A 20,890-nucleotide genomic window follows, 5' to 3' on the forward strand; every position below is an offset into this window, starting at 1 on the left:
AATAAAAACATAACATTAACATAACATAAACATAAGCTGAAAATATGTGCCGATTTACCTTCCTATGTTTTGGTAAGCATCCGTTTGGATAAAGAGTAAAACAATATGCGTAAATATATATACTTATTTTTAAAACTATTCGCCATCACATTATTTTTAGTCGGTTGCAATGGCACAGGCAATTCGCCGAAAAAGAGTCTCAATATAGAGAACTCAAACAAAACTTCCAATTCGCTTTCTAAGATTGAGCTTAATGATCGCATCTATTATTTAGCAAAACCTTCAACTGGTTTTGACGCAAATAAAGCCTATAAGTTATTACTTGTTTTTCACGGCTCTAGACAAGGGGCTAGGCGAATGAAAAGCGTAGCCAATTTTGAAAGCGCTTCCGAAGATTACATAGTGGTGTACCCACAATCACAAGTAGAAGAATGGAATGAAGGCTGTGATTGCAATAAACCCCACCGCTTAGGTATTGATGATTTAGGGTTTGTTGAAGCGTTAGTTGCTGATGTTAAAAGCAAATATAACATCATCGAAAACGAACTTTATGGGGCTGGATTCTCTCAAGGTGGATTGTTTGTTCAAAACTTAATGTGTAATAGCAACCTCAAGTTTACTGCACTCGCGTCAGTTGCTTCACCAATGTCAAAACAACTATCACAGCAATGTCGAATTGAAAACAATACAAACTATCTGATGGTGCATGGTAAAAATGATTCCGTTTTACCGTTTATGGGTTTAGAACACTCAAACTTTGGCTTAATTTCCAGTGAACAAGCCATTAATATTATTGCCAAAGAAAACGGCATTGAGACAGAAGTTAAAGTAGATATTGGTGAAGATATGTCGACGCTTATATTTGAGAACGACTCAAATATTAATAAGCTTGTTGCTTTGGAGCGAGGACAACACTCTTGGCACTTTACTAACTTTAATTCTACCAACGAAATTCTGCACTTTTTTAATTCCGTTAGTGCGCTCCCTTTGGACCAATTTTCTAGCCTATACAGAATAAACAAAACCACCCCATTAGACGTTCACGTGCGCAGTATGGGCTTGGAACATGACGGACCTGCAGTTATTCTTTTGTCAGGTTTCAATAAAAATTATCACAGCGATAGCGCTTGGTTTTCGCTGTTACAACCTCTCATTGCTAAAACTCATCGAGTTCATGCTATTGAACGATTTGGCAATGGATTTAGCAGTATGGTGGCTGAACCGGCTTATGCTTCTTTTGCGCCTGCACTCGACCAAACTTTAGCTGCCTTGAACGAAGAGGCTTTTATAATGGTCAGTTTTGCTAGTGGTAACCTGCTTGCTCACACTTGGCAAAACAGTTCAGATTCAACCTTGGTAGATAAGTTAACTGATTTAGTTTGGATTGATCCCGATGTATTGCAACCGCATTCTATTAGTTTATATCAAGACTACCCTGTTTCCTGGTATCGAGACGTTCAAGAAAGTTTAATGCCTCACATTGAACAAGGTAATTGGACTGAAAGAACACTCGTTAAATTAGAAAATGAAAAAACAGAAATGGAAGCATTAATTGCTCCTGAATATTCAGAAGATATGGACTGGCCTTACTTTAATTTAATAAGTCAGCGCCGAGCCAACATTCCGAATCAGCTGAATAGAGCTATTGAAGTGATTAACTATCACGATGACTTAGCCATCGCTTACTCTTATGATATCAACTTAACCGTGCCAATCACCGTTATAGATAGCGATTTCGAATCCATTGATATTGCGGAAGCTGATGAGCAATATGTAGAGCGTTTAACCTTATGGCAACAAGAAGGTATAACTTGGAGCAAAGCTATTAGTGAGAAAACTGGCGGACAGTATATTCCACTGGAAAATAGCGATCACATGGTGGTCTTTCAAAATCCAGCGGTCATTATCAAAGCCATAAGCGAACTCAATTAATCTAAAAATTGTGCTTTTATTTCTAGAATGTCACCTAGTGATTGTTCTAGAAGCTCTATGAGCTTTGGCTCAAATTGGCGTCCACTTTGTTCGCGCATATAGTCCATGGTTTTTTCAACGCTCCAAGCATCTTTGTAGGGGCGTTTGCTAGTTAACGCATCAAATACGTCTGCTAACGCAGTAATGCGCCCTTCAATTGGTATCTCCTCACCTTTTAAGCCATTAGGATAACCAGTGCCATCCCATTTTTCATGGTGAGTTAACGCAACCGATTTAGCTAACATGATTAACTCTGAGTCATCGCCACCTAAAATTTCAGCTCCAATTTGAGGGTGAGTTTTCATGATGGCAAACTCTTCATCAGTTAACTTCCCAGGCTTGAGCATAATACTGTCTGGGATACCTATCTTGCCAATGTCGTGCATAGGTGCCGCATTCAACAAGTTTTCTGCCATAGACTCGCCCAAACCATAAGCAAGCGCTAACACCTGTGTATAATGACTCATACGCATTACATGCATGCCAGTTTCGTTGTCTTTATACTCGGAAGCACGACCTAGGCGTTGAATAACCTGTAACCTTGTTTCGCGCAGCACATCCGCTTGAACAAGTGACAAGTGATTTTTTACTCTTGCTTTAACTCTTGGTGGTGAAACTGGTTTACTAATGTAGTCAACTGCTCCCAACTCAAACCCAAGCGTTTCATCAGTTTCGTCATCAAGCGCAGTAACAAAAATTATAGGGATCTGTTTAGTACTAGAGTTTTTCTTTAAGGTTTCGCAAACCTCAAATCCAGTCATGTCTGGCATCATAATATCGAGCAAAATTAAGTCTGGCTTTTTTTGCTCGGCCAAACGCAATGCCTCTGCACCATTTTTAGCGAAAACTAAACGGTAGTCCTCTTGTAGAATTTGCTTCATAACCCTGAGGTTTGCAGGCTCATCGTCAACGACAAGTAAACTAGGCTGTTCATTTTTAGACATTTACAATTCCTTTTGTTGACTGTGTAGTTTGCTTAAGAGTGTTTGAATATGAAGCTGAGCTTGCTCAAATTCAAAGTCATTAATGGCATCAGTAATTGCACTTACATTTTCACGGTACTGGCTGCTCTTAAATTCAGATAGTGTCTCCAAAAGGCTTTCATCTATTTCATTTTCAGCCACGGAGGCCTCTATTTGATTAAGCAACTTAGTTAAAGAAGGGACATCAATATCTTTGGTTTCCTCAGCCTTTTTTTCTTCTATCGTCTCTGCCACTTTAATTTCTACTTGATGAAATAGGCTAATTATCGAATCTACTGTACTTCGACACTCTTCTGGAGTTTTGGTTAGAACAACTTCTAGTTTTTCAAAGTTGCGCATTAAACTAATCAAAGACAAATTGCCGCAAATACCTTTTAGTTTATGTGCCGACGCACTCAAAGCAGCCCAGTCGCTGGAATCAACGCTTTTTTGTAGATCATTAAACTCAACACGTTGCTCTTTAACAAAATAGATGAGCTGTTGGTAATACTCAGTTTTACTTCCCCACAACGAAAACCCTTTCTTCTCATCAATAAGTGCACAACTTTGAGTACTTGAGCTTTTAGTTTGAGTGTTAGAAACATCAATTTTTAAGACTCTTGCCATTTCTTGATTTAGCAATAAGAAGTCAATAGGTTTATTTGCGAAACCTTCCATGCCAGCCGCTTCTGCAGCTAACCTATCATCTTCTAAAACGCTCGCAGTAAGCGCAACAATTGGAATAGGCTTAATATTGTGTTGTTGTTCTATTTTACGTCGTTCAATAGCAGCGGTTAAACCATCCATTACTGGCATTTGAACGTCCATTAATACCAAATCAATGTTAGCTTCTGATTCCATTCTTATTAACGCCTGTTGACCATCACGTGCGGTAAGCACCTTGTGACCATTTCGAGTAAGCAGAACCGACAATAAATCTATATTTTGCTGTATATCATCAACCACCAAAATGGTTTGAGGTGGCAGTGCAATATGCTGCTTCTCTTCTTCTTTTACTTCCTGTGAAGCCAACAGCGGAATAACAAATCGGAACTCACTTCCTTTATTCAACTCACTATTTGCTGAAATTTTTCCGCCCATCAATTCCACCAGCTGTTTACTAATAGTGGTGCCTAAGCCTGTGCCGCCAAAACGACGACTCATAGAAGCATCTGCTTGAGTAAATGGTTCAAACACAGTGCTAAGCTGCTCTGGACTCATGCCAATGCCTGTATCTTTTACAACAAACTCGATGTGATTGCCGTTAACTGGCGCAACGGTTAGCTTAACTTCACCCGCCTGTGTAAATTTAATCGCGTTATTAACAATATTGGTAAGGACTTGCCTAATACGCTCAGGAGAACCTGAGTATAAGCTTTCTAGCTCAGGCGACACTTCGGTAATTAACGATAATTCTTTGTTACGAGCTTGTAGCCAGAGAGTTGAAATTACAGCGTCAACTTCTTCAACCAGTGAAAACGTTCTGATCTCTAAATCTAGTTTTCCTTTATCAAGCTTGGCGCTATCTAAAACCTCATTCAGTAAGAATAATAATGACTTAGCAGAGTTGTTAATGGTTTTTAAGTGGCGCTGTTGCTCATTCTCCATTTCGCTATCAAGGAGAATGTCGCTAAAACCTATAATCGCGTTCATTGGAGTTCTAATTTCATGGCTCATATTGGCTAAGAAGGTTGCCCTGGCCGACGCAGCTTGTTCAGCTTTATCTTTCGCCTGACGTAACTCCTGAACCATTTGATAACGCTCAGTAATATCCATTATAAAGCCGTCCAACCACACTTCGCCTGTTTGCTTTTCAGTTATATAAGCGCCGTGCTCCATTACCCACCTAACTGTGCCATCCTTTCGGATGATTCGGTATTCAATGCTAAAAGAGCCTTTAGTAGTGCCAGCTTCATTCACACGTGCTAAATCGTCCGGATGAATTAGGTCTGAGTAATTAACGGTTGGATTTGGCAAGGTAAAGTCGTTGGCGGCATAACCAGTAATTGCTTGTACGGCATCACTAATGAATACCATACTCCAGTTTTCGTCATCTAAGCATCGATAAGCAATACCTGGAATATTAGAAATAAGAGAGCGAAACTTTTCTTCATTTTCACGAAGTGCATTCTCCATTTTTAAGCGTTGACGTATGTCAGATATAAACGCGACAAAAAAATCATTATTTGCTAATTTCACATGGCCAATACCTAATCGGATATCAACCGTTTCGCCATTTTTGTGGCGGGCTTGAACTTCTCGTCCCTGGCCAATAATTCGAGCCTCACCGGTTTCTAAATAACGCTGTATGTAGCCATCATGACCGCTTCTGAAAGGCTCCGGTACTAACATTTTGACGTTATTACCAACAAGCTCAGCTTCAGACCACCCTAGCAAATGTTCAGTGGCCTTATTAATACTAGTAACCGTACCGCGCTTATCTATTGTAATAATACCGTCAACGGCAGTATCCATAGTGGCTTTTAAACGTCGCTCATTTTCTAGCGCACGCCGTGAAATATCGCGATACTTGTAAACGATGTTAATACCCATAACTAAACAGATAATTAGAATAGTGATACCTGATACCGCAAGCGCTAAGTAAATTGACGTTTCAGGGGGCTGAGAGCTTTCTTCAAAACCCGGGGGCTTCACAAAACGCGCGGCCGCCATTCCGGTATAATGCATGCCAGATATCGCCAGCCCCATTACAGCACTCGCCGCTAAATTGGCCTGCCATTCGCCGCCTTTTTTATGCCAGATTTTACTTAAGCCGAAACGAATCCAAAGTGATAAAACGGCTAACGAAACTGCAACAACAATAGACAACGCGAATGTAGATAGGTCGTACCTAAGTTGCGAAGCCATTTCCATAGCGGCCATACCGGTATAGTGCATTGTGCCAATACCGGCACCAACAAGCACGCCACCAATAAGTAAAGATACAGGCCCATTTTTATTACTATAAATATGATTTAAGGCCACCCAAGAAGCACCTATTCCCGGCAGTAAAGACAACAAGGTTAGTTGCCAGCCATACTCTACGTCTGTGCAAAGGTTAAACGCTAACATGCCAATAAAGTGCATGCTCCAAATACCACCACCTAAGGCAATACTTCCTATCAACAACATTATTTGTTTGCGTTTGAAAGAGCCTGCTCTTGCGGCTTCAGCTGATACTTGTAGGCCCATAAACGAGGCAAATATCGCGATAAATATCGACAACACCACCATCCAATTGCTGTAGGTACCAAACATCAACATGTTATCTGGGGGAATTGAGAAAAGCGTCGTTAGCCAATTGAGCATAATATTTTTGAGGTTCCATTGGGATAGCGCAACCGGTTGGTAAATTGCTATTACTTTTAATACGTTACAAATTTTGTAAGGAAATATTTCATGACTAATGATGTTACTTAACTTTTAGATCAGATGATAGCTAAATTAAAGGTGTTCAGCGTATATTAATGTTTATTCGACGGACTTAAAAACCTTACTTTTCAAAAGGTCAAATTAGAAATAAATAGAACATTGACAGAAATCCACCCTCGCCATAATCTAATAAGTTGAATAAATGCGCTATTAATTGTGAGAAATAACATGTACCAAAAAATGAAGCCTTTTGTACAGCAAGAGTTTATCTCGGCAAAAAAATTCGCCGCTGAAGGTGATAGCCGCCAGGCATTTAATGCACTTGAGAATGCTCACGTTTTGGGTCAACACTCAACAATATTGCATGTTAAGTCCCATCTAAAAATGCTTCAGTGGGCCATATCTCAAAATGACTTGAAAGAAGCGCTAGGGCAAATTTTCAGAATTGTTGGCGCAGCAACCAAAACCTTTGTGGGTCTTGTTCCTTCTGGTAATACAGGTGGTGCAAATGTGAGCCCTTTTAAGGCAATGCCCCTGTCGGAAAGAAACAAACGCATTATAAAGCTAGTCAATGACTCCTAGTTAATTGTTAAAATGACACCAGCTATTAATCAGCTTATTGCAACAAAAATAAAACACTCAGTGTTAGCTTACACGCACGATCCCACCTCTGCGTCCTTTGGTTTAGAAGCCGTTGAAAAGTTGAACTTGTCTTCTAAACTCGTATTCAAAACCCTAATGGTTACCCTGGACGGGCGTGATCTTGTGGTGGCTATTGTGCCAGTTGATACAACGCTAAACATGAAAAAGCTTGCCAAAATAGCTAAGTCTAAAAAGGCGGAAATGGCGTCGCAACAGTCTGCTGAAAAAAGCTCGGGATACATCCTTGGCGGCATTTCCCCTTTAGGACAAAAGAGAAAGTTAAAAACCTTTATTGACGAATCTGCGCTCGTGTTTGAAAAAATATACGTCAGTGGTGGAAAACGAGGTTTAGAAATTGAGCTATCTGCTTTAGACTTAATCTCTATAACAAAAGCGGTTGTTTGTTCACTAAAAAAATAATAACGAGAAAATAATGAATACAATTTTAAAATCACTACTCTTTGTTGGCCTTTTAAGCGTTGCTCCTGCATCCCTAGCCGATAATTCCACACAACAATTTGCCTCTTGTTTAGTAGACAACTTAAATGGCAAAGAGCGGAAGAAGTTAGCAAAATGGATTTTCTTTGCCATGGCTGCGCACCCTGAAATTGAGTCTTTTTCAAATATTACGGCAAACAACTATACCAATAGCGACAAAGCTATTGGCTCATTAATAACACGCTTGCTTACAGAAAACTGCTCTGCAGAAATGAAGGCCGCATATAAAACTAATCCACAAGCTATTGAGCAGGGTTTTGAACTTGTAGGTCAAGTTGCAATGCAAGAATTAATGAGCAACGACAAAGTGATGACGGCCATTACAAGTTATAGCCACTTCACTGATCAAAGCAAAATCAACTCTATTTTGGTGGATTAATCGCGTTTTATGTCTAAAAAAAAAGCCGCACCCATTGGCATATTTGACTCTGGCGTTGGGGGCCTCTCAATTGCCAAAGACATTAGCGAGCTTTTGCCACATGAACATTTGATTTATGTGGCCGATCAAGCCTATTCACCTTACGGTAATAAAAGTAAAAAAGACATTGAAGAACGTTGTTTCGCTATCGCCCAGTTCTTTATTACACAACAGTGTAAGGCAATTGTTGTTGCATGCAATACAGCGACGGTTAACGCCATTGAGTTATTAAGGGCCAACTTCGATATTCCAATTGTAGGTGTTGAGCCTGGCATTAAGCCCGCTGCATTAAACAGTAAATCGGGCATTGTTGGTGTACTCGCAACAGAACAAACCATTAATAGCGACACATTTAAAGCTCTTGTAAACCGCTTTGTCGACCATGTAGATGTGCGAGTTCAAGCCAGCCCTAAGCTTGTAGATTTAGTTGAAAATAATGATCTTACTAGCGAATATGCTCAGCAAATAGTTAATGAATATGTAACACCATTAATTAACCAAGGCGTTGATCAAATAGCTTTAGGCTGCACTCATTATGTTTTTTTAGCTCCGCTTATAAAAAAAGCCGTCGCGGGCAGCGCAAGTATAATAAATACCGCAGCCCCTGTTGCAGCTCAATTACAACGTCGGTTGCTAGAAAAAGAACTGTTGAGCACCAATGATGAAAAAGCGTCGGTTACACTGTTCACTACCTTAGCCTCTAAGCAGAATAAGTTATTAATAAAGGACTTGTGGAGTCCTAGCGATCGAAAGTCTGATATTGCCGTAAACCAATTAGATATTTAATAAATAAAGGTTATAAAAATGAACGTAAAGCTCATTGTTTTTATTCTTACTGTGGTGCTTTTAAGCGCCTGTAGTTCCAAAAACTGGCGAGAAACAAGTCGTGAGCCAGCAGGTTTAGCGCCAAACCCGGAACTGACTCAAGATGCAGTTATTCAATTTTATGCAGCTGACGCTTTTAGCTGGCGTGGCTGGTTTGCGGTTCACTCTTGGTTTGCGTTAAAAAAACAAGGCGCTGATGAATATACTGTATACGAAGTGGTTGGTTGGGGCGTAAAAGAAGGCCGCCCAGCTATTAGAACCTACACTACTAAAACGCCAGATCGTTACTGGTATGGCGCCAAACCAGAGGCATTTTTAACCATTAGCGGTGCTAAAGCATCAAAGCTGATTCCAGAAATAGAAGCAGCGGTAATGCAATACCCTTGGAAAGACGAATACACTTTATTTCCAGGTCCAAATAGCAATACATTTCCAGCGTGGATAGGCATAAAAGTACCTGAACTGGAGCTAGACATGCCCTTTCGAGCCATTGGTAGTGGTTATGCCGATTAGTGCCAGTTACTCAACAATCAAGGTTTTAGGTTAAAACCAGTTAGTAATATGTTATCGCTGAATGGTCTTTGTCAGCGATTATCGCCTTGGATATTATGCGCCCTTATTTTTGAATACGCAGAATATCCAAGGACCAAAATATGAGCTCGACGAATTCCTCCACTAAAATGATGGCTCTGAGTCTTGCTGTTGCAAGCGCTTTAGGAACATCACCATTTGCTTTAGCTAACGAAAATGAAACGCAAGACGCGCTGTTAGAAAATGTTGAAGTTATCTCGGTAACAGGTACTCGTCGCAGCCTTCGCAGCGTAGCCGAAAGTACGGTACCGGTAGACATTATTACTGGTGAAGACTTACAACGTTCGGGCTTGTTAGAGATGAGCCAAGTATTAAGCGGTCAAATCCCAAGCTTTAACTATCCTAGTGCAACTCTTGCTGATGGCACAGATCACGCTCGACCAGCGGTTCTTCGCGGCCTGGCTCCCGATCATACTCTAGTTCTTATTAATGGTAAGCGCCGTCATTCAGGTGCGTTACTTAACTTAGGTGGCACGGTTGGTCGTGGTAGTTCAGCGGTTGACTTAAACATGATCCCAACCTCAGCAATTAAACGTGTAGAAGTTTTACGCGACGGCGCGGCTGCACAATATGGTTCTGATGCCATTGCCGGCGTTATCAATATTGTTTTGAAAGATGCTTCAGAGGGTGGCAGCGTAAGCTTAACCTATGGTGAGTATGACTCACAAATGGCTGGTTCTCCTCAGTTACTTGAGACGGGTATTGATGCAAATGGTAACCTTGATTTTACTAAAGGCTCTGACAAAAACATCAATGACGGTGCAACTCGCACCTTTAGCGCAAATAGTGGCTTTGCACTTGGCGAAAAAGGTTTTGTGAATGTGTCTTTAGAGCTACGTAACAACGAACCGACTAATCGTTCAGGCATAGACGAAAGAGAGCAATACGACCGTTTAGCGGATGGCAGTTTAGACCCTCGTGAATTAACAATTGATCGTTATAACCATCGCTTTGGTAAAGCCGACATTGAAGATATGGCTTTATTTTACAACTTAGGTTACGCCTTATCTGACTCTGTTGATTTATATTCATTTGGTAGTTATTCAGATCGTGAAGGCAACTCAGGCGGTTTCTATCGCCGTGCTAAAGACTCCAGAAATGTTGAGTCTATTTATGCCGATGGTTTTTTGCCACAGATAGTCTCTGATGTTAAAGATTACGCATTTGCCATTGGGGTTAATGGCGATACAAACGATTGGACTTGGGACGTAAGTGCGAATTACGGACTTAATGACTTTGGGTTAGGTGTCACAAATAGTTTAAATACATCCCTTGGTGAAAATAGCCCAACATCATTTGACAATGGCGCTCTAAAATATCAACAAATTGTATTAAATGCCGATGCTAATACCTCGGTGGATTTTGGTTTGCCTGACGTTGTGTATTTAACGGTTGGCGCAGAGTACCGACACGAAAATTACCAAATTGAAGTGGGCGAAGAAGCATCTTACATTACAGCTACTGACGCAAACGGAGATCCAATTGCCTCTGGTGGCGCGCAAGTTCTATCGGGTTTTTCTCCTGATAGCGCAACCGATGAAAGCCGTCACAATGTTGCTGTTTTTGCAGAGCTAGATACGTATTTAACAGACAGTTTAAATGTGGTCCTAGCGGGCCGTTTTGAAGACTACAGCGATTTTGGTAGCACCTTCACGTCTAAATTAGCCACACGTTATAGCGTAACCGATGACTTTTCGATTCGTGGTGCAATTAGCACTGGATTTAGAGCGCCGTCACTAGCGCAAACCTCATACAAGTCTATTAGCACTGTTTTTGAAGACGGTATTCCTAAAGAGGTAGGTTTGTTCCCAGTGACTGACGACGCAGCAGTAGCGCTAGGAGCACAAGAGTTAGAAGCTGAAGAGTCAGTAAACGCAACGGCAGGCTTTATTTATACTTATGACGATTTTACCTTCACCGTTGATGCGTATCAGATAAAAATTGATGACCGCATAGTGCTATCTGAAAACTTAAGCGGTGCTGCAGTTGTGGATATTCTGCAACAAGCAGGTGAAACCAACGCACAAAGCGTTCGCTATTTTACCAATGCAATCGACTCTACAACTAAAGGTGTTGATATTGTTGCGACTTACCGCTTTGATTTAAACGGATTGGGTGAAGCAGGTTTTGGTTCTTTAACGTTAAATGCGGCCGCAAATATAAACGATACCGAAGTAACACACATTAAGGATAATCCAGCTGAATTAGCGGCACTTGGTGATAGTTACCAATACTTTGCGCGCAGAGAAGTGGCTCGGTTTGAACAAGGCACGCCAAAAAACAAAGTGAATTTATCGGCAACTTGGGATTATAACGATTGGTCTACCACACTTAGAGCAACGCGATATGGCGAAGTGGTTGATGTTTCAAGTAACCCAGATAATGATGAAGTGTTAGCGGCGAAGTGGATTACTGACGTTGAAGTTTCGTATCAAGCTAATGAGAACTGGACGGTATCTGTAGGTGCAAATAACCTATTTGATCAATACCCTCAAGACACGGTAAACAACATCGGTTTTAGTAACTTTAATCAGATATTTACCTACAGTCCATTTACACCTTACAGCTTAGATGGCCGTTTTGTTTACGGTAACGTCAGCTACCGTTTCTAACCTTAGCCCTAAACATTAGTCTTAAACATTAGTCCTAAACAAAGGCGTCTATTTTGAAGTAAATTGAAGTGACGCCTTTTCTATTTTTACACTTTCATAAGCAACAAGTGCACTATCGGCAAGCTTACTGTTTCCTTTTTGCATTCGTTTATAATGCTCTAGTGTTTTTGATAAATAGCGTTTAAGCATGTTTTGCTCACTCGCTGTTTTATATTGCCAAAGAACCTCACCTGCAACGCTAATCAGCGGTGACTGATTTGTACTATCTGATGTCACTAAAAGTGCTTCATAAAAGCGCTGGTTATCTTCCAACACCTCTTCATGGCGCAAGCTAAATTCCATTTTCCTTAGTTGGCTGCGTAATGAAAATTGATGATGCACGGGGCACAATAGAAAGTCTAACGACAAGTCTGGAAATCGTTGGTTTAGTTGAGAGATAAACTCAAGCATTAAGTCACCGCCAACGCCCGCTATAATGATTAAATGTTTGCCGTTTGAGTTTTCTACATCGTTTAAGGGCAAGCAGTAAACGTCTTCACACAATACTTGCCATTGATGCTTCTGATTGAGGAAAAACTGATTCAGGTTTTGCTCTAAGCTAGCCATTAACTCTGGAACAATATCAACAAAAAAGAGTTTACTGCTTATGCCGCTTTTTAACAGGCCTGCCCCTAGCTGCCCATGGTCACAACAGGTATCCCAAATATAGTCGTAGTTATATTGTTTATGGGCATGCTCTGCAATTGATTGAATTGTGCTTAAACGATTGCTAAGTCTCACCTGTGGCGTCCTATTTTAATATTATGAAAGCTACTGATTGAATAATCATCGCGTTACTGCAACAATCATTTTATATTATTGATAACTCGATACAAAGGAATCTACATGGACCGTTATAAAGTCAAATACATGTCAAAAAACATTCAACTACTCACAAGTTTATTTGTACTTTTAATTACGATTTTTGCGTTCCAATCAAACGCAGCAGAATTTGAAGAAGGCGTGCATTATCAAGAGTTAAAACCTTATGACGTTAAAAAACCTGAAGTCCGAGAGTTCTTTTCATTTTACTGCCCTCATTGTTTTAAGCAAGAGAGCTTCATGAGAGAAATTAAATCTACATTGCCGCCAGGTACTGCGTTTATAAATAACCATGTCGAGAATATGCCTGGCCAGAATGTTGAAGTAGAAAAATACCTAAGCAAAGCGCTAATTGTGGCTGAACGTTTAAAATTAAAAGCTCGCTTTACTGATTCAGTCTTTAATCTTATCCACGTAAAAAAGCAAAAGCTCAGCTCTATTCGCCAAGTAAATTCCATTTTTAATCGTTTAGGTGTTGAAACAAAAAAAGTATCAAAGCTCATCAATAGTTTTGTTATTAAAGGTGAATATGCGAGCCGTAGTAAAAAAACTCAATTCATTCGTCAACAGGGTATCAATAGTGTTCCTACGTTAATAATTAACGGCCGTTACCAAACACTGAGTACTGGTTTCAAATCAAAAAAAGAGTACTTTGCCTTAATTCAATATTTATTAAATAAACCGCTTTAATAACAAGGTAATATTTTGATCAAATACATAGACAGCAACACCCATTATTTAGATGAGTATTTTACCGACTTAGACATGTCTGACAGCCTTATAGTGGAAGGTGAATTTGAAGGTTGTACTTTCACCGACTGTAATTTTAGTGACGTAAACTTTGAAGACTGTAAATTTATTGAGTGTCATTTTGTCCGATGCAACCTAAGCTTATCAAAAGTAGGTGGTTGCCAGTTTTCAGATGTTTTATTTGCCGATTGCAAAATGCTAGGTATTGATTGGACGCGAGCTTATTGGCCAAATATTACCTTGTCAGCACAAATAAAATTTGAAAAGTGCGTGCTCAACGACAGTTCATTTTTTGGCTTAGAGTTACCTAGTTTGGTATTAGAAGAATGCAAAGCCTACGATGTAGACTTTCGTGAAGGTGTTTTTAAAAACGCAGACTTTAGTTTTACTGACTTTACCAATAGCCAATTTAATAAAACCATTTTAACCAACGCGAACTTTACCGAAGCCGTAGATTATTCAATTAACTTATTTGAAAATGACATTGAAGGCGCAACCTTCTCAAGATTTGAAGCGGTAAACTTACTAGAAAGTATTGGGCTAAAATTAGTTTAACGTGTATAACGCCTTTTTTCAGAGCACTATTATGACATTAACAGAAATACTATCCATTCACCCTTTTAGCTGGAAATCAATTGGCGCGGCTTTGCTTTGCGGCACAATTATCGGACTTGAAAGGCAACTCCGCGGAAAACCCGTTGGCATTAGAACGTCATCATTAGTAGTACTTGGAACTTACATGTTTGTGGCTATTGCTACTTTTGTTATTAATGACGCTTCTGATCCATCTCGTATTATTGGTCAAGTGGTCACCGGTGTTGGCTTTTTGGGTGCTGGGGTCATGATGACACGTGAAGGTGTTGTAACGGGTGTAACGTCCGCCGCCACTATTTGGGCATTAGCCGCGTTAGGTGTCTGTGTTGCCGTTGTTGACTCTCTTGTTGCTGTAAAACTATCAATACTAGTTGTTGGCATATTGTCTGGTATAGATGCTGTGGAAGGTTATTCCACCAGCTTAACCAAAGGTGTACACGCAAAATACAATCGCTGGCGAAAGCACAAGTAATCCATAACCTGTAATCTATAACCTGTAATCTATAACCTGTAATCTATAATCTGTAATCTGTAATCTGTAATCTGTAATCTGTAATCTGCAATCTGTAATCTGTAATCTGTAATCTGTAATCTGTAATCTGTAATCTGTAATCTGTAATCTAATAAATTATTCTATTTGGGGCTCCTGTGATTAGTCAAAAGTATCATCGTTTTGTATTTTCGTTTTTTATGGCACTGATCATGTCTTGCATTATGTCTTTGGTGATCAGTATTTTTAATGTTGGATTAATTCCGGGGATTGTTTTGATGTGGCTAAAAGCGTGGGGGTTTGCATTCTCAGTGGCCTTCCCCACTATTTTTATTGTTTCGCCGTTAGTGCATAAACTGGTGAATTTGGTCTTGGTCAAGGAAAAATAGCAGACAGCGGAAACGGAAAAAGCAGTGCCTTAGTGACACTGCTTCTAAATCTAAAACCTACTCTTCAACCGCAATGCCAATGTTCGTCACGCCGTCTGCATAAGCCTTAGCAATACACTGCTTTTTAATGTCGTTTGCTGACAGCTTTTTCATGTCAAAGCTTTCTAGCCAACTTATTAACTCAGTTAATAACTCAACTTCATTAACCATTAACTCATGCTCTCTGATAGCACTATTATCTAACTCTACATCACCAGCTTGGTATTCAATGAGGTGAACAATACAACCTTGCGATATCTTCGCAATGGCTACTGCGTCGTAATCGTCTTCTGTTTGCTGACCGGCTATATAATTTAATAGCCCTGTGCAAAAATAAATAGCTGGGTAAACGCCATACATTTCGAAGTCAGCTTCGTCTGGTGTCAGTATCTCTACTTTTTCTTCTAGGGCAACGAAGTTAAGCTTACTGCCATGCACTAACAAACGCTCCCATAAGCTGTTCATTACATTTTCTATTTGATGAGGCTGAGGGAATTCGGTAACGGCCGTAAATAACTGATAATTTGGTAACATGCGTTGTAGCAATATAAGAGAAAGAATACCTTGCTGCTTACGCGGAAGTGCACGGATTTGTGCAAAGTTGTTCGCCTTGTTTTGGCTCATAAATAATGTCTCAATTTGTTAAATCATAAGCAATTACTTTACGTATGCTAGTCTGATAACTGTTGTTGCTCAACTAATTGTTGCTGAGCAAAATTGAATTTTAACCGATACTCGGTAACCTGGCTTTCTAAATCTGAAATTTTTTCATCTAAGTCTAATTTTAAACGATTGTTTTCAGCTCGCAACTGCTGAATAACCGTTCTTGCATGGCTCACTTCAGCTTCTGCCACTAATTCACTTTCTTCAATATGACCTTGCTTATAAGACTCAAGCTCTTCTCTATGCTGTTGCTCAAGCTCATTGACTAAGTTTAGCTCATGTTCAAATTGATGACGTTGCTCTTTCTCTTTTCTTAACTCGTCAGCAAGTTCTAACATCCTATGCTGATCTTTAATTAAGTCATCATCAACTTGCGCTAATTGTTCAAGTGAGTCATCTAACCTTACTTTAAGTTTTTCATAGTCATTTCTGTATTGCGCATTCTCTACTTTTAGCCGCTCAATTAAGTCATTAAACTCAATATTCGTTTCTAGTAATTGGTCACTTTGCTCTGTGCTAACACTTTGAGATGTCGACAATTGGGCTTGCAACGATGCTGCTTTTTGCTCCGCATAATCTAATTGGCGTTGAAGCTCTTGCTTCGCTTCACCAATGTTTTGCAGTTCATTTGTTAGCGTTAGGTTATTTTTTTCCAATAACAACATTGCTTCATCAGTTCGCGACAGTTTTGATATTACCTGTTCTTTTTCATCTACTGCATTTTTATAATGATGCAGTTCAGACTCTAAGCCACTTACTTTTTGCTGTCCCTGCACCACAAGATCATTAGCCAAAGCTAGTTGCGCTCGAGTCGATTCAATATCACTCTGTAGTTGGCTAGTATGTGTTTGTTGGTGACTTTCTACCTGTTCTAGCTTGGCAGTTAGCTCACTAATTCGTAATTCCGCAGCATCCACTTTTTGTTGCTGTTCGTCTACTTCACCCTTTAGCATAGAAACTTGCTCTGATTCCGACTCACTTGCCAACCTAAGTTGTTCTTTCAGCGTCGTTTCTTTGCCGCTCAGTTCTACTGATTTTTTCTCAGTTTCTTCAAGCTTAAGGGCTAATTCAGCGGCATTATCTTTTGCTTTACCGAGTTCACGTTCGAGCTCATTAAGTGCACGCTCCACCTTGCTTAGTTCAGACTCCGCTTCACTTAACTTAGCCTCCGAAGCGGTAACCTTAGCTTCAAGTTCTAGTGATGTTTTCTCAGCTTCACCTAACTTAGCCTCCGATACGGCAGCCTTAGCTTCAAGTTCTGTTCGTTTTCTTTCGGCGCTTTCTTCTACTTTTGCGGCTCTCTCTTCTAAGTAAGCTATGCTAGATTTTAGATCTGCAATGACCTTTTCATTCTCAGCGTCTGAGTGTCTTAGCGAGGCCATTTCTGACTGACTAACATCCAAACCGGATGTTGCCTGGTGCAATTGCTCCAACGTTGTGACTAACTTAGCTTTTGTCTGTTCTAATTCAGATTCAACTTTTGCTGATTCAGCTTTCGTCTGTGCTAATTCAGACTCAACTTTTGCTAACTCACCTTTTACCTGTGCTAATTCGGATTCAGCCTTGCGCAGTGCTTCTATTGTTGTCTGATGGGTATCTTCAAGCTGACTGACTTTACTTTCTAGTTTGGAGGAACTCGCTTGACTTAACCTTAATTCGGCTTGGCTAGCTGCAAACAGTTCCTCTGATTTTTCTTTCTCTTCACGTGTTGCTTTCAGTGCCAAACTTTCATTATCTAACTGCTTACGCAATACTGCTATTTCGCTTTTATGCTTGCTACTTTCGTCATCAAGCAAATCGTTTAATGCAGTAACTTTGTTTTCAAGTTCAACGACCGATTGGTCTACCGACTGCTCTTGCTTTACTTGAGCTTGAATTAGCTCAGCATTACGCCTTTCTAGCTTAGATAATTTAAGTTGGGCTGATTCCAACTCAGTTTGAAGTGTATTGAATGTCTCTAGCTTGCTCGTTAAATCTGTATTTAATAATTCTGCATTTTGAAACTGCAGCTTATATCCTGTAGCAGCTTGAATTTCAGTTTCAAGGCTCTCTTCTAGATGTTCGACCCGCTCAGTCAGAGACGCATTCACCATCTGTGTATCGGTTATTACATCCGCTTGTTTTTCAATATCACTTTTGTAACCGTCAAGTTCAGCCTGTAAGGTATCTAACTCAAAAGTTTTATGTTCATTATCTTGTTTTAGCGAGGCAAGTTGCTTATTGATTTCTGCCGTAGTGAGCACTTGATTATTAGTAAGCTCAATATGCTCATCTAATTGTTTCTGCTGCTTAGATAAAGACTCCGTTGCCCTTTCTAGATCATTTTTATACTGTTCAACGAGTTCATCAGTTTGGCTTTTTTCCGCAAGAAGTTTGGCTATCGCAGCTTTATCAGAGTCAGACAGCTTTTGATATTCTTCGCCTTGTTGTTCCATGGCTGATAATTGTTTTTGTAGCTGACTAAGTTGGCTTTGAAACTCTTTTGACTGGCGTGATGACTCTTGATTTTGATTGGACTCGATTGATTGATAGTGTTCTAGTAAATCTTTTAAGTCGCCGATTTCAGTAAATAACTGACTCATGGATAAGTCTTTTGCTAATAACTGTTCAGATAAACTTTCAGCTTCCAATTCAGATTTTTTAAGTCGAGCATAAAGGCTGTCTAGCTCACTATCAGAAGACGTGGACCTTGCGATAGTTGAGTTTGAATTGGTGTGTAATAACTCAAGTGACTCTTCTTGCGCAGTCAGGTGCTGCGATAATTCAAGAAGCGCATCCTCCGCTTCTTGTTTATCACTTTCTACTATAGCTAAAGACTTTTGCAGTTTTGCCAGTTCGTCTTTTACCTTAAGTAGTTCTTTTTCGTCCACTTTATTTACAGCCAATGGTCGCTCTCCATGAAAGGCTAGACTCTATTCAAAACAGAATAGCAACTTTTGTGTTTAAAAATAACTACTTTTTGTAGCCAAAAACTATTGTAAATTCGCTGATACAATCTGTATGCTTTTTAAACCCTATTTTTTGTGGATCTATCTAATGACCCTAACCACTCCCGCCCTTTTATTTCCTGCTATTTCCTTATTGCTTTTAGCCTACACAAATCGATTTTTAGTGCTTGCTCAGTTAATTAGAGAACTAAATCAAAGAAATAATAAAGGTTTAGAAGTGGTCGTGAAAAGACAAATTACCAACTTAAAAAGTCGATTGCATTTAATCAGATCCATGCAAACCTGTGGTGTATTGAGTTTTTTGTTATGTGTATTGGCCATGTTGGCGTTATTTTTAGAGCAGCCTCAAATGGGGTCGTTAATGTTTGGCGGCAGCTTGTTAACGTTAGTACTGTCGTTATTAATGTCACTATATGAAGTGTGGATAAGTTGCAGAGCGATTGAAATTGAACTTGAGTCGATGCAAGACTAATACAAAAAAACCGCATGAGATTCACATCTAACATTGCGGTTTTGGGTTTTCGCTTTTCTTTTAAATTAAAGCTTAAAGAAGGTGTCTTTATAATGTTTAAGCTCAGCAATACTCTCGCGAATATCGTCTAACGCTAAATGAACACCTTTTTTCTGAACGCCGTCTAGAACTTCAGGGCGCCATCTTCTGCCTAATTCTTTAATTGTGCTGACATCTATATTTCTATAGTGGAAAAACTCTTCTAAAGAAAGCATGTAAATGTGCATAAAGCGACGGTCTTGACCTATGCTATTTCCGCACATTGGAGAAACACCAGCTGGCACATAATCCTTTAGAAAATCGATAGTCATTTCACAGGCTTGCGCTTCTGTTACTGTGCTTTTTTTACAGCGGTCAGTAAGGCCAGTTTTACCGTGTTGACGAATGCACCACTCATCCATGTTATCTAAAACTTCGTCCGACTGATGGATAGCTAGCTCTGGGCCTTCAGCAATGATATTTAATTCACTGTCGGTTACTATGGTGGCTATTTCCAAAACTTTGCAATGTCTTGGTTCTAGTCCAGTCATTTCTAAATCTACCCAAACTAGATTATTTTCACTAAAAGACATATAAGGTCCTACTGATTCCTTTTTATCAAGGTCGGTTACGTATACTATAAAGGCATTGTTATTCTTTTTAATGACTTTCACAAGTTTTAATAACTAAATCATAGAGCAAAAGTGGCAAAACAAAAGAAATTATCCAAATCACAGACACGTCGCATAAAGGCTAACCAAAGTAAGCGCCTGGCTAAGGCCAAGAGCGCTGAAAACAATGAGCCAGAAGTTATTGTCGATGACGCTTTATTAGGCCCTCAAACCTTTGGCCGAATTATTACGCGTTATGGCCAACACGCCGACGTAGAGTTAGAAGACGAAAGTATGATCCGATGCAACATTCGTCGTAACGTAGCCTCTTTAGTATGCGGTGATTCCGTTGTTTGGCGACCATACACAGTTAACAATGAAGACTTCCAGGGCGTAATAGAAGCCGTTGAACCACGAACCAGTGAGTTTGTTCGACCGGACTTTTATGATGGTTTAAAACCTGTGGCAGCGAATATTGATAGAATATTAATTGTTTCTGCCCTGCTTCCAGATTTAACACCTAACATTATTGACCGTTACTTAGTGGCCGTTGAGCAATTGAGCATCACACCAATCATTTTAATCAATAAAATGGATTTGTTAGACGACAGTAATCGCGATGTAGTTGAAAATACCGTTGCCTTGTATCGTTCTATTGGATACGAAGTGGTTACTTTGTCTGCTATTGAAGAAGAAGGTATTGACCAAGTTAGACAACTCATTGAAGGTCACACTAGCGTGTTTGTTGGCCAGTCTGGTGTGGGCAAATCATCACTTACAAATGCAATCTTGCCAGACGTTAATATAGAAACAAAAATTGTATCAACGAACAGCCGTTTGGGTCAGCACACAACAACCGCTTCTAGGCTTTATCGTTTAGAGAATGGCGGTGCTGTTATTGACTCGCCAGGGATTCGTGAATTTGCCATGTGGCATTTAAGCCAAGAAGAAATATTGGCTGGTTTTATAGAGTTTTCAGACTTTATAACGCAATGTAAGTTTAGAGACTGCAGTCATAAAAATGACCCTGGTTGTGCATTAAAGCAGGCGATAAAAGACGGTAAAGTGAGTCAACAACGCTATCAAAGTTATATACGAATTTTACAAACCGTTGATGAAATCACCCTTCGTCACCAGTCAAAAGACGCAAAATAATTCTCAATT

General features: G+C 39.8%; 19 protein-coding genes. 13 read left to right on the forward strand and 6 right to left on the reverse strand.

Annotated elements, in window-relative coordinates; translation table 11 throughout:
• The first annotated feature begins 105 nt into the window (after positions 1-105).
• The gene (locus GNP35_RS12515) at positions 106-1,932 is read left to right on the forward strand and encodes an alpha/beta hydrolase (protein WP_155696432.1); all 1,827 of its coding nucleotides are present in this window, start codon (positions 106-108) and stop codon (positions 1,930-1,932) included.
• Here the strand turns inward: GNP35_RS12515 and GNP35_RS12520 are convergent.
• Positions 1,929-2,915, reverse strand: a complete 987-nt coding sequence (locus tag GNP35_RS12520; protein WP_155696433.1) for a response regulator — start codon at positions 2,913-2,915, stop codon at positions 1,929-1,931. The genes GNP35_RS12515 and GNP35_RS12520 overlap by 4 nt on opposite strands.
• A complete protein-coding gene (locus GNP35_RS12525; RefSeq protein WP_155696434.1) occupies positions 2,916-6,242 on the reverse strand; it encodes an MHYT domain-containing protein in 3,327 nt (1,108 codons plus the stop codon). It lies immediately after the preceding gene.
• A gap of 291 nt (positions 6,243-6,533) precedes the next feature.
• On the opposite strand from GNP35_RS12525, the gene GNP35_RS12530 reads away from it, so the two are divergent.
• The 6 genes from GNP35_RS12530 to GNP35_RS12555 all read left to right on the forward strand — a co-directional run bounded on the left by GNP35_RS12530 (position 6,534) and on the right by GNP35_RS12555 (position 11,891).
• On the forward strand, positions 6,534-6,887 hold the full coding sequence (locus tag GNP35_RS12530) for a DUF3703 domain-containing protein (protein ID WP_155696435.1): 354 nt from the start codon (positions 6,534-6,536) through the stop codon (positions 6,885-6,887).
• A 12-nt stretch (positions 6,888-6,899) separates the two neighbouring features.
• Positions 6,900-7,367 carry a Cys-tRNA(Pro) deacylase gene (gene ybaK / locus GNP35_RS12535; RefSeq protein ID WP_155696436.1) on the forward strand — a complete coding sequence of 156 codons (468 nt, stop codon included), beginning with the start codon at positions 6,900-6,902 and terminating at the stop codon, positions 7,365-7,367.
• Positions 7,368-7,380: 13 nt separating this feature from the next.
• Positions 7,381-7,824 (forward strand): hypothetical protein, encoded by a 444-nt coding sequence (locus GNP35_RS12540; protein WP_155696437.1) that lies wholly within the window; start codon positions 7,381-7,383, stop codon positions 7,822-7,824.
• A 9-nt stretch (positions 7,825-7,833) separates the two neighbouring features.
• A complete protein-coding gene (gene murI / locus GNP35_RS12545; protein ID WP_155696438.1) occupies positions 7,834-8,649 on the forward strand; it encodes a glutamate racemase in 816 nt (271 codons plus the stop codon).
• Between the two features lie 18 nt (positions 8,650-8,667).
• A complete protein-coding gene (locus GNP35_RS12550; protein ID WP_155696439.1) occupies positions 8,668-9,201 on the forward strand; it encodes a DUF3750 domain-containing protein in 534 nt (177 codons plus the stop codon).
• Positions 9,202-9,341: 140 nt separating this feature from the next.
• Positions 9,342-11,891 carry a TonB-dependent receptor plug domain-containing protein gene (locus GNP35_RS12555; protein ID WP_155696440.1) on the forward strand — a complete coding sequence of 850 codons (2,550 nt, stop codon included), beginning with the start codon at positions 9,342-9,344 and terminating at the stop codon, positions 11,889-11,891.
• 48 nt (positions 11,892-11,939) lie between these two features.
• On the opposite strand, the gene GNP35_RS12560 is transcribed toward GNP35_RS12555, so the two are convergent.
• Positions 11,940-12,671 carry a tRNA (adenine(22)-N(1))-methyltransferase gene (locus GNP35_RS12560; RefSeq protein WP_196492517.1) on the reverse strand — a complete coding sequence of 244 codons (732 nt, stop codon included), beginning with the start codon at positions 12,669-12,671 and terminating at the stop codon, positions 11,940-11,942.
• A gap of 105 nt (positions 12,672-12,776) precedes the next feature.
• On the opposite strand from GNP35_RS12560, the gene GNP35_RS12565 reads away from it, so the two are divergent.
• The 4 genes from GNP35_RS12565 to GNP35_RS12580 all read left to right on the forward strand — a co-directional run bounded on the left by GNP35_RS12565 (position 12,777) and on the right by GNP35_RS12580 (position 14,975).
• Positions 12,777-13,442 (forward strand): thiol:disulfide interchange protein DsbA/DsbL, encoded by a 666-nt coding sequence (locus tag GNP35_RS12565; protein WP_155696441.1) that lies wholly within the window; start codon positions 12,777-12,779, stop codon positions 13,440-13,442.
• A 15-nt stretch (positions 13,443-13,457) separates the two neighbouring features.
• Positions 13,458-14,057 (forward strand): pentapeptide repeat-containing protein, encoded by a 600-nt coding sequence (locus tag GNP35_RS12570; protein WP_155696442.1) that lies wholly within the window; start codon positions 13,458-13,460, stop codon positions 14,055-14,057.
• 31 nt (positions 14,058-14,088) lie between these two features.
• Entirely contained in the window at positions 14,089-14,568 is a 480-nt protein-coding gene (locus GNP35_RS12575; RefSeq protein WP_155696443.1) for an MgtC/SapB family protein, read from the forward strand.
• A gap of 176 nt (positions 14,569-14,744) precedes the next feature.
• On the forward strand, positions 14,745-14,975 hold the full coding sequence (locus GNP35_RS12580) for a DUF2798 domain-containing protein (protein WP_330997809.1): 231 nt from the start codon (positions 14,745-14,747) through the stop codon (positions 14,973-14,975).
• A gap of 57 nt (positions 14,976-15,032) precedes the next feature.
• On the opposite strand, the gene GNP35_RS12585 is transcribed toward GNP35_RS12580, so the two are convergent.
• Positions 15,033-15,638 carry a DUF416 family protein gene (locus GNP35_RS12585; RefSeq protein ID WP_155696444.1) on the reverse strand — a complete coding sequence of 202 codons (606 nt, stop codon included), beginning with the start codon at positions 15,636-15,638 and terminating at the stop codon, positions 15,033-15,035.
• A 47-nt stretch (positions 15,639-15,685) separates the two neighbouring features.
• Positions 15,686-18,562 carry a coiled-coil domain-containing protein gene (locus tag GNP35_RS12590; RefSeq protein WP_155696445.1) on the reverse strand — a complete coding sequence of 959 codons (2,877 nt, stop codon included), beginning with the start codon at positions 18,560-18,562 and terminating at the stop codon, positions 15,686-15,688.
• 151 nt (positions 18,563-18,713) lie between these two features.
• On the opposite strand from GNP35_RS12590, the gene GNP35_RS12595 reads away from it, so the two are divergent.
• Positions 18,714-19,097 (forward strand): DUF2721 domain-containing protein, encoded by a 384-nt coding sequence (locus GNP35_RS12595; protein WP_155696446.1) that lies wholly within the window; start codon positions 18,714-18,716, stop codon positions 19,095-19,097.
• 65 nt (positions 19,098-19,162) lie between these two features.
• On the opposite strand, the gene orn is transcribed toward GNP35_RS12595, so the two are convergent.
• Positions 19,163-19,708 (reverse strand): oligoribonuclease, encoded by a 546-nt coding sequence (orn, locus tag GNP35_RS12600; protein WP_155696447.1) that lies wholly within the window; start codon positions 19,706-19,708, stop codon positions 19,163-19,165.
• Positions 19,709-19,819: 111 nt separating this feature from the next.
• Between orn and rsgA the strand changes: the two genes are divergently transcribed.
• Positions 19,820-20,881: a small ribosomal subunit biogenesis GTPase RsgA gene (rsgA, locus tag GNP35_RS12605; protein ID WP_330997810.1), complete on the forward strand. Its 1,062-nt coding sequence runs from the start codon at positions 19,820-19,822 to the stop codon at positions 20,879-20,881.
• Positions 20,882-20,890 lie beyond the last annotated feature (9 nt).

This window comes from Psychrosphaera haliotis (assembly GCF_009728465.1).
GTDB lineage: Bacteria > Pseudomonadota > Gammaproteobacteria > Enterobacterales > Alteromonadaceae > Psychrosphaera > Psychrosphaera haliotis.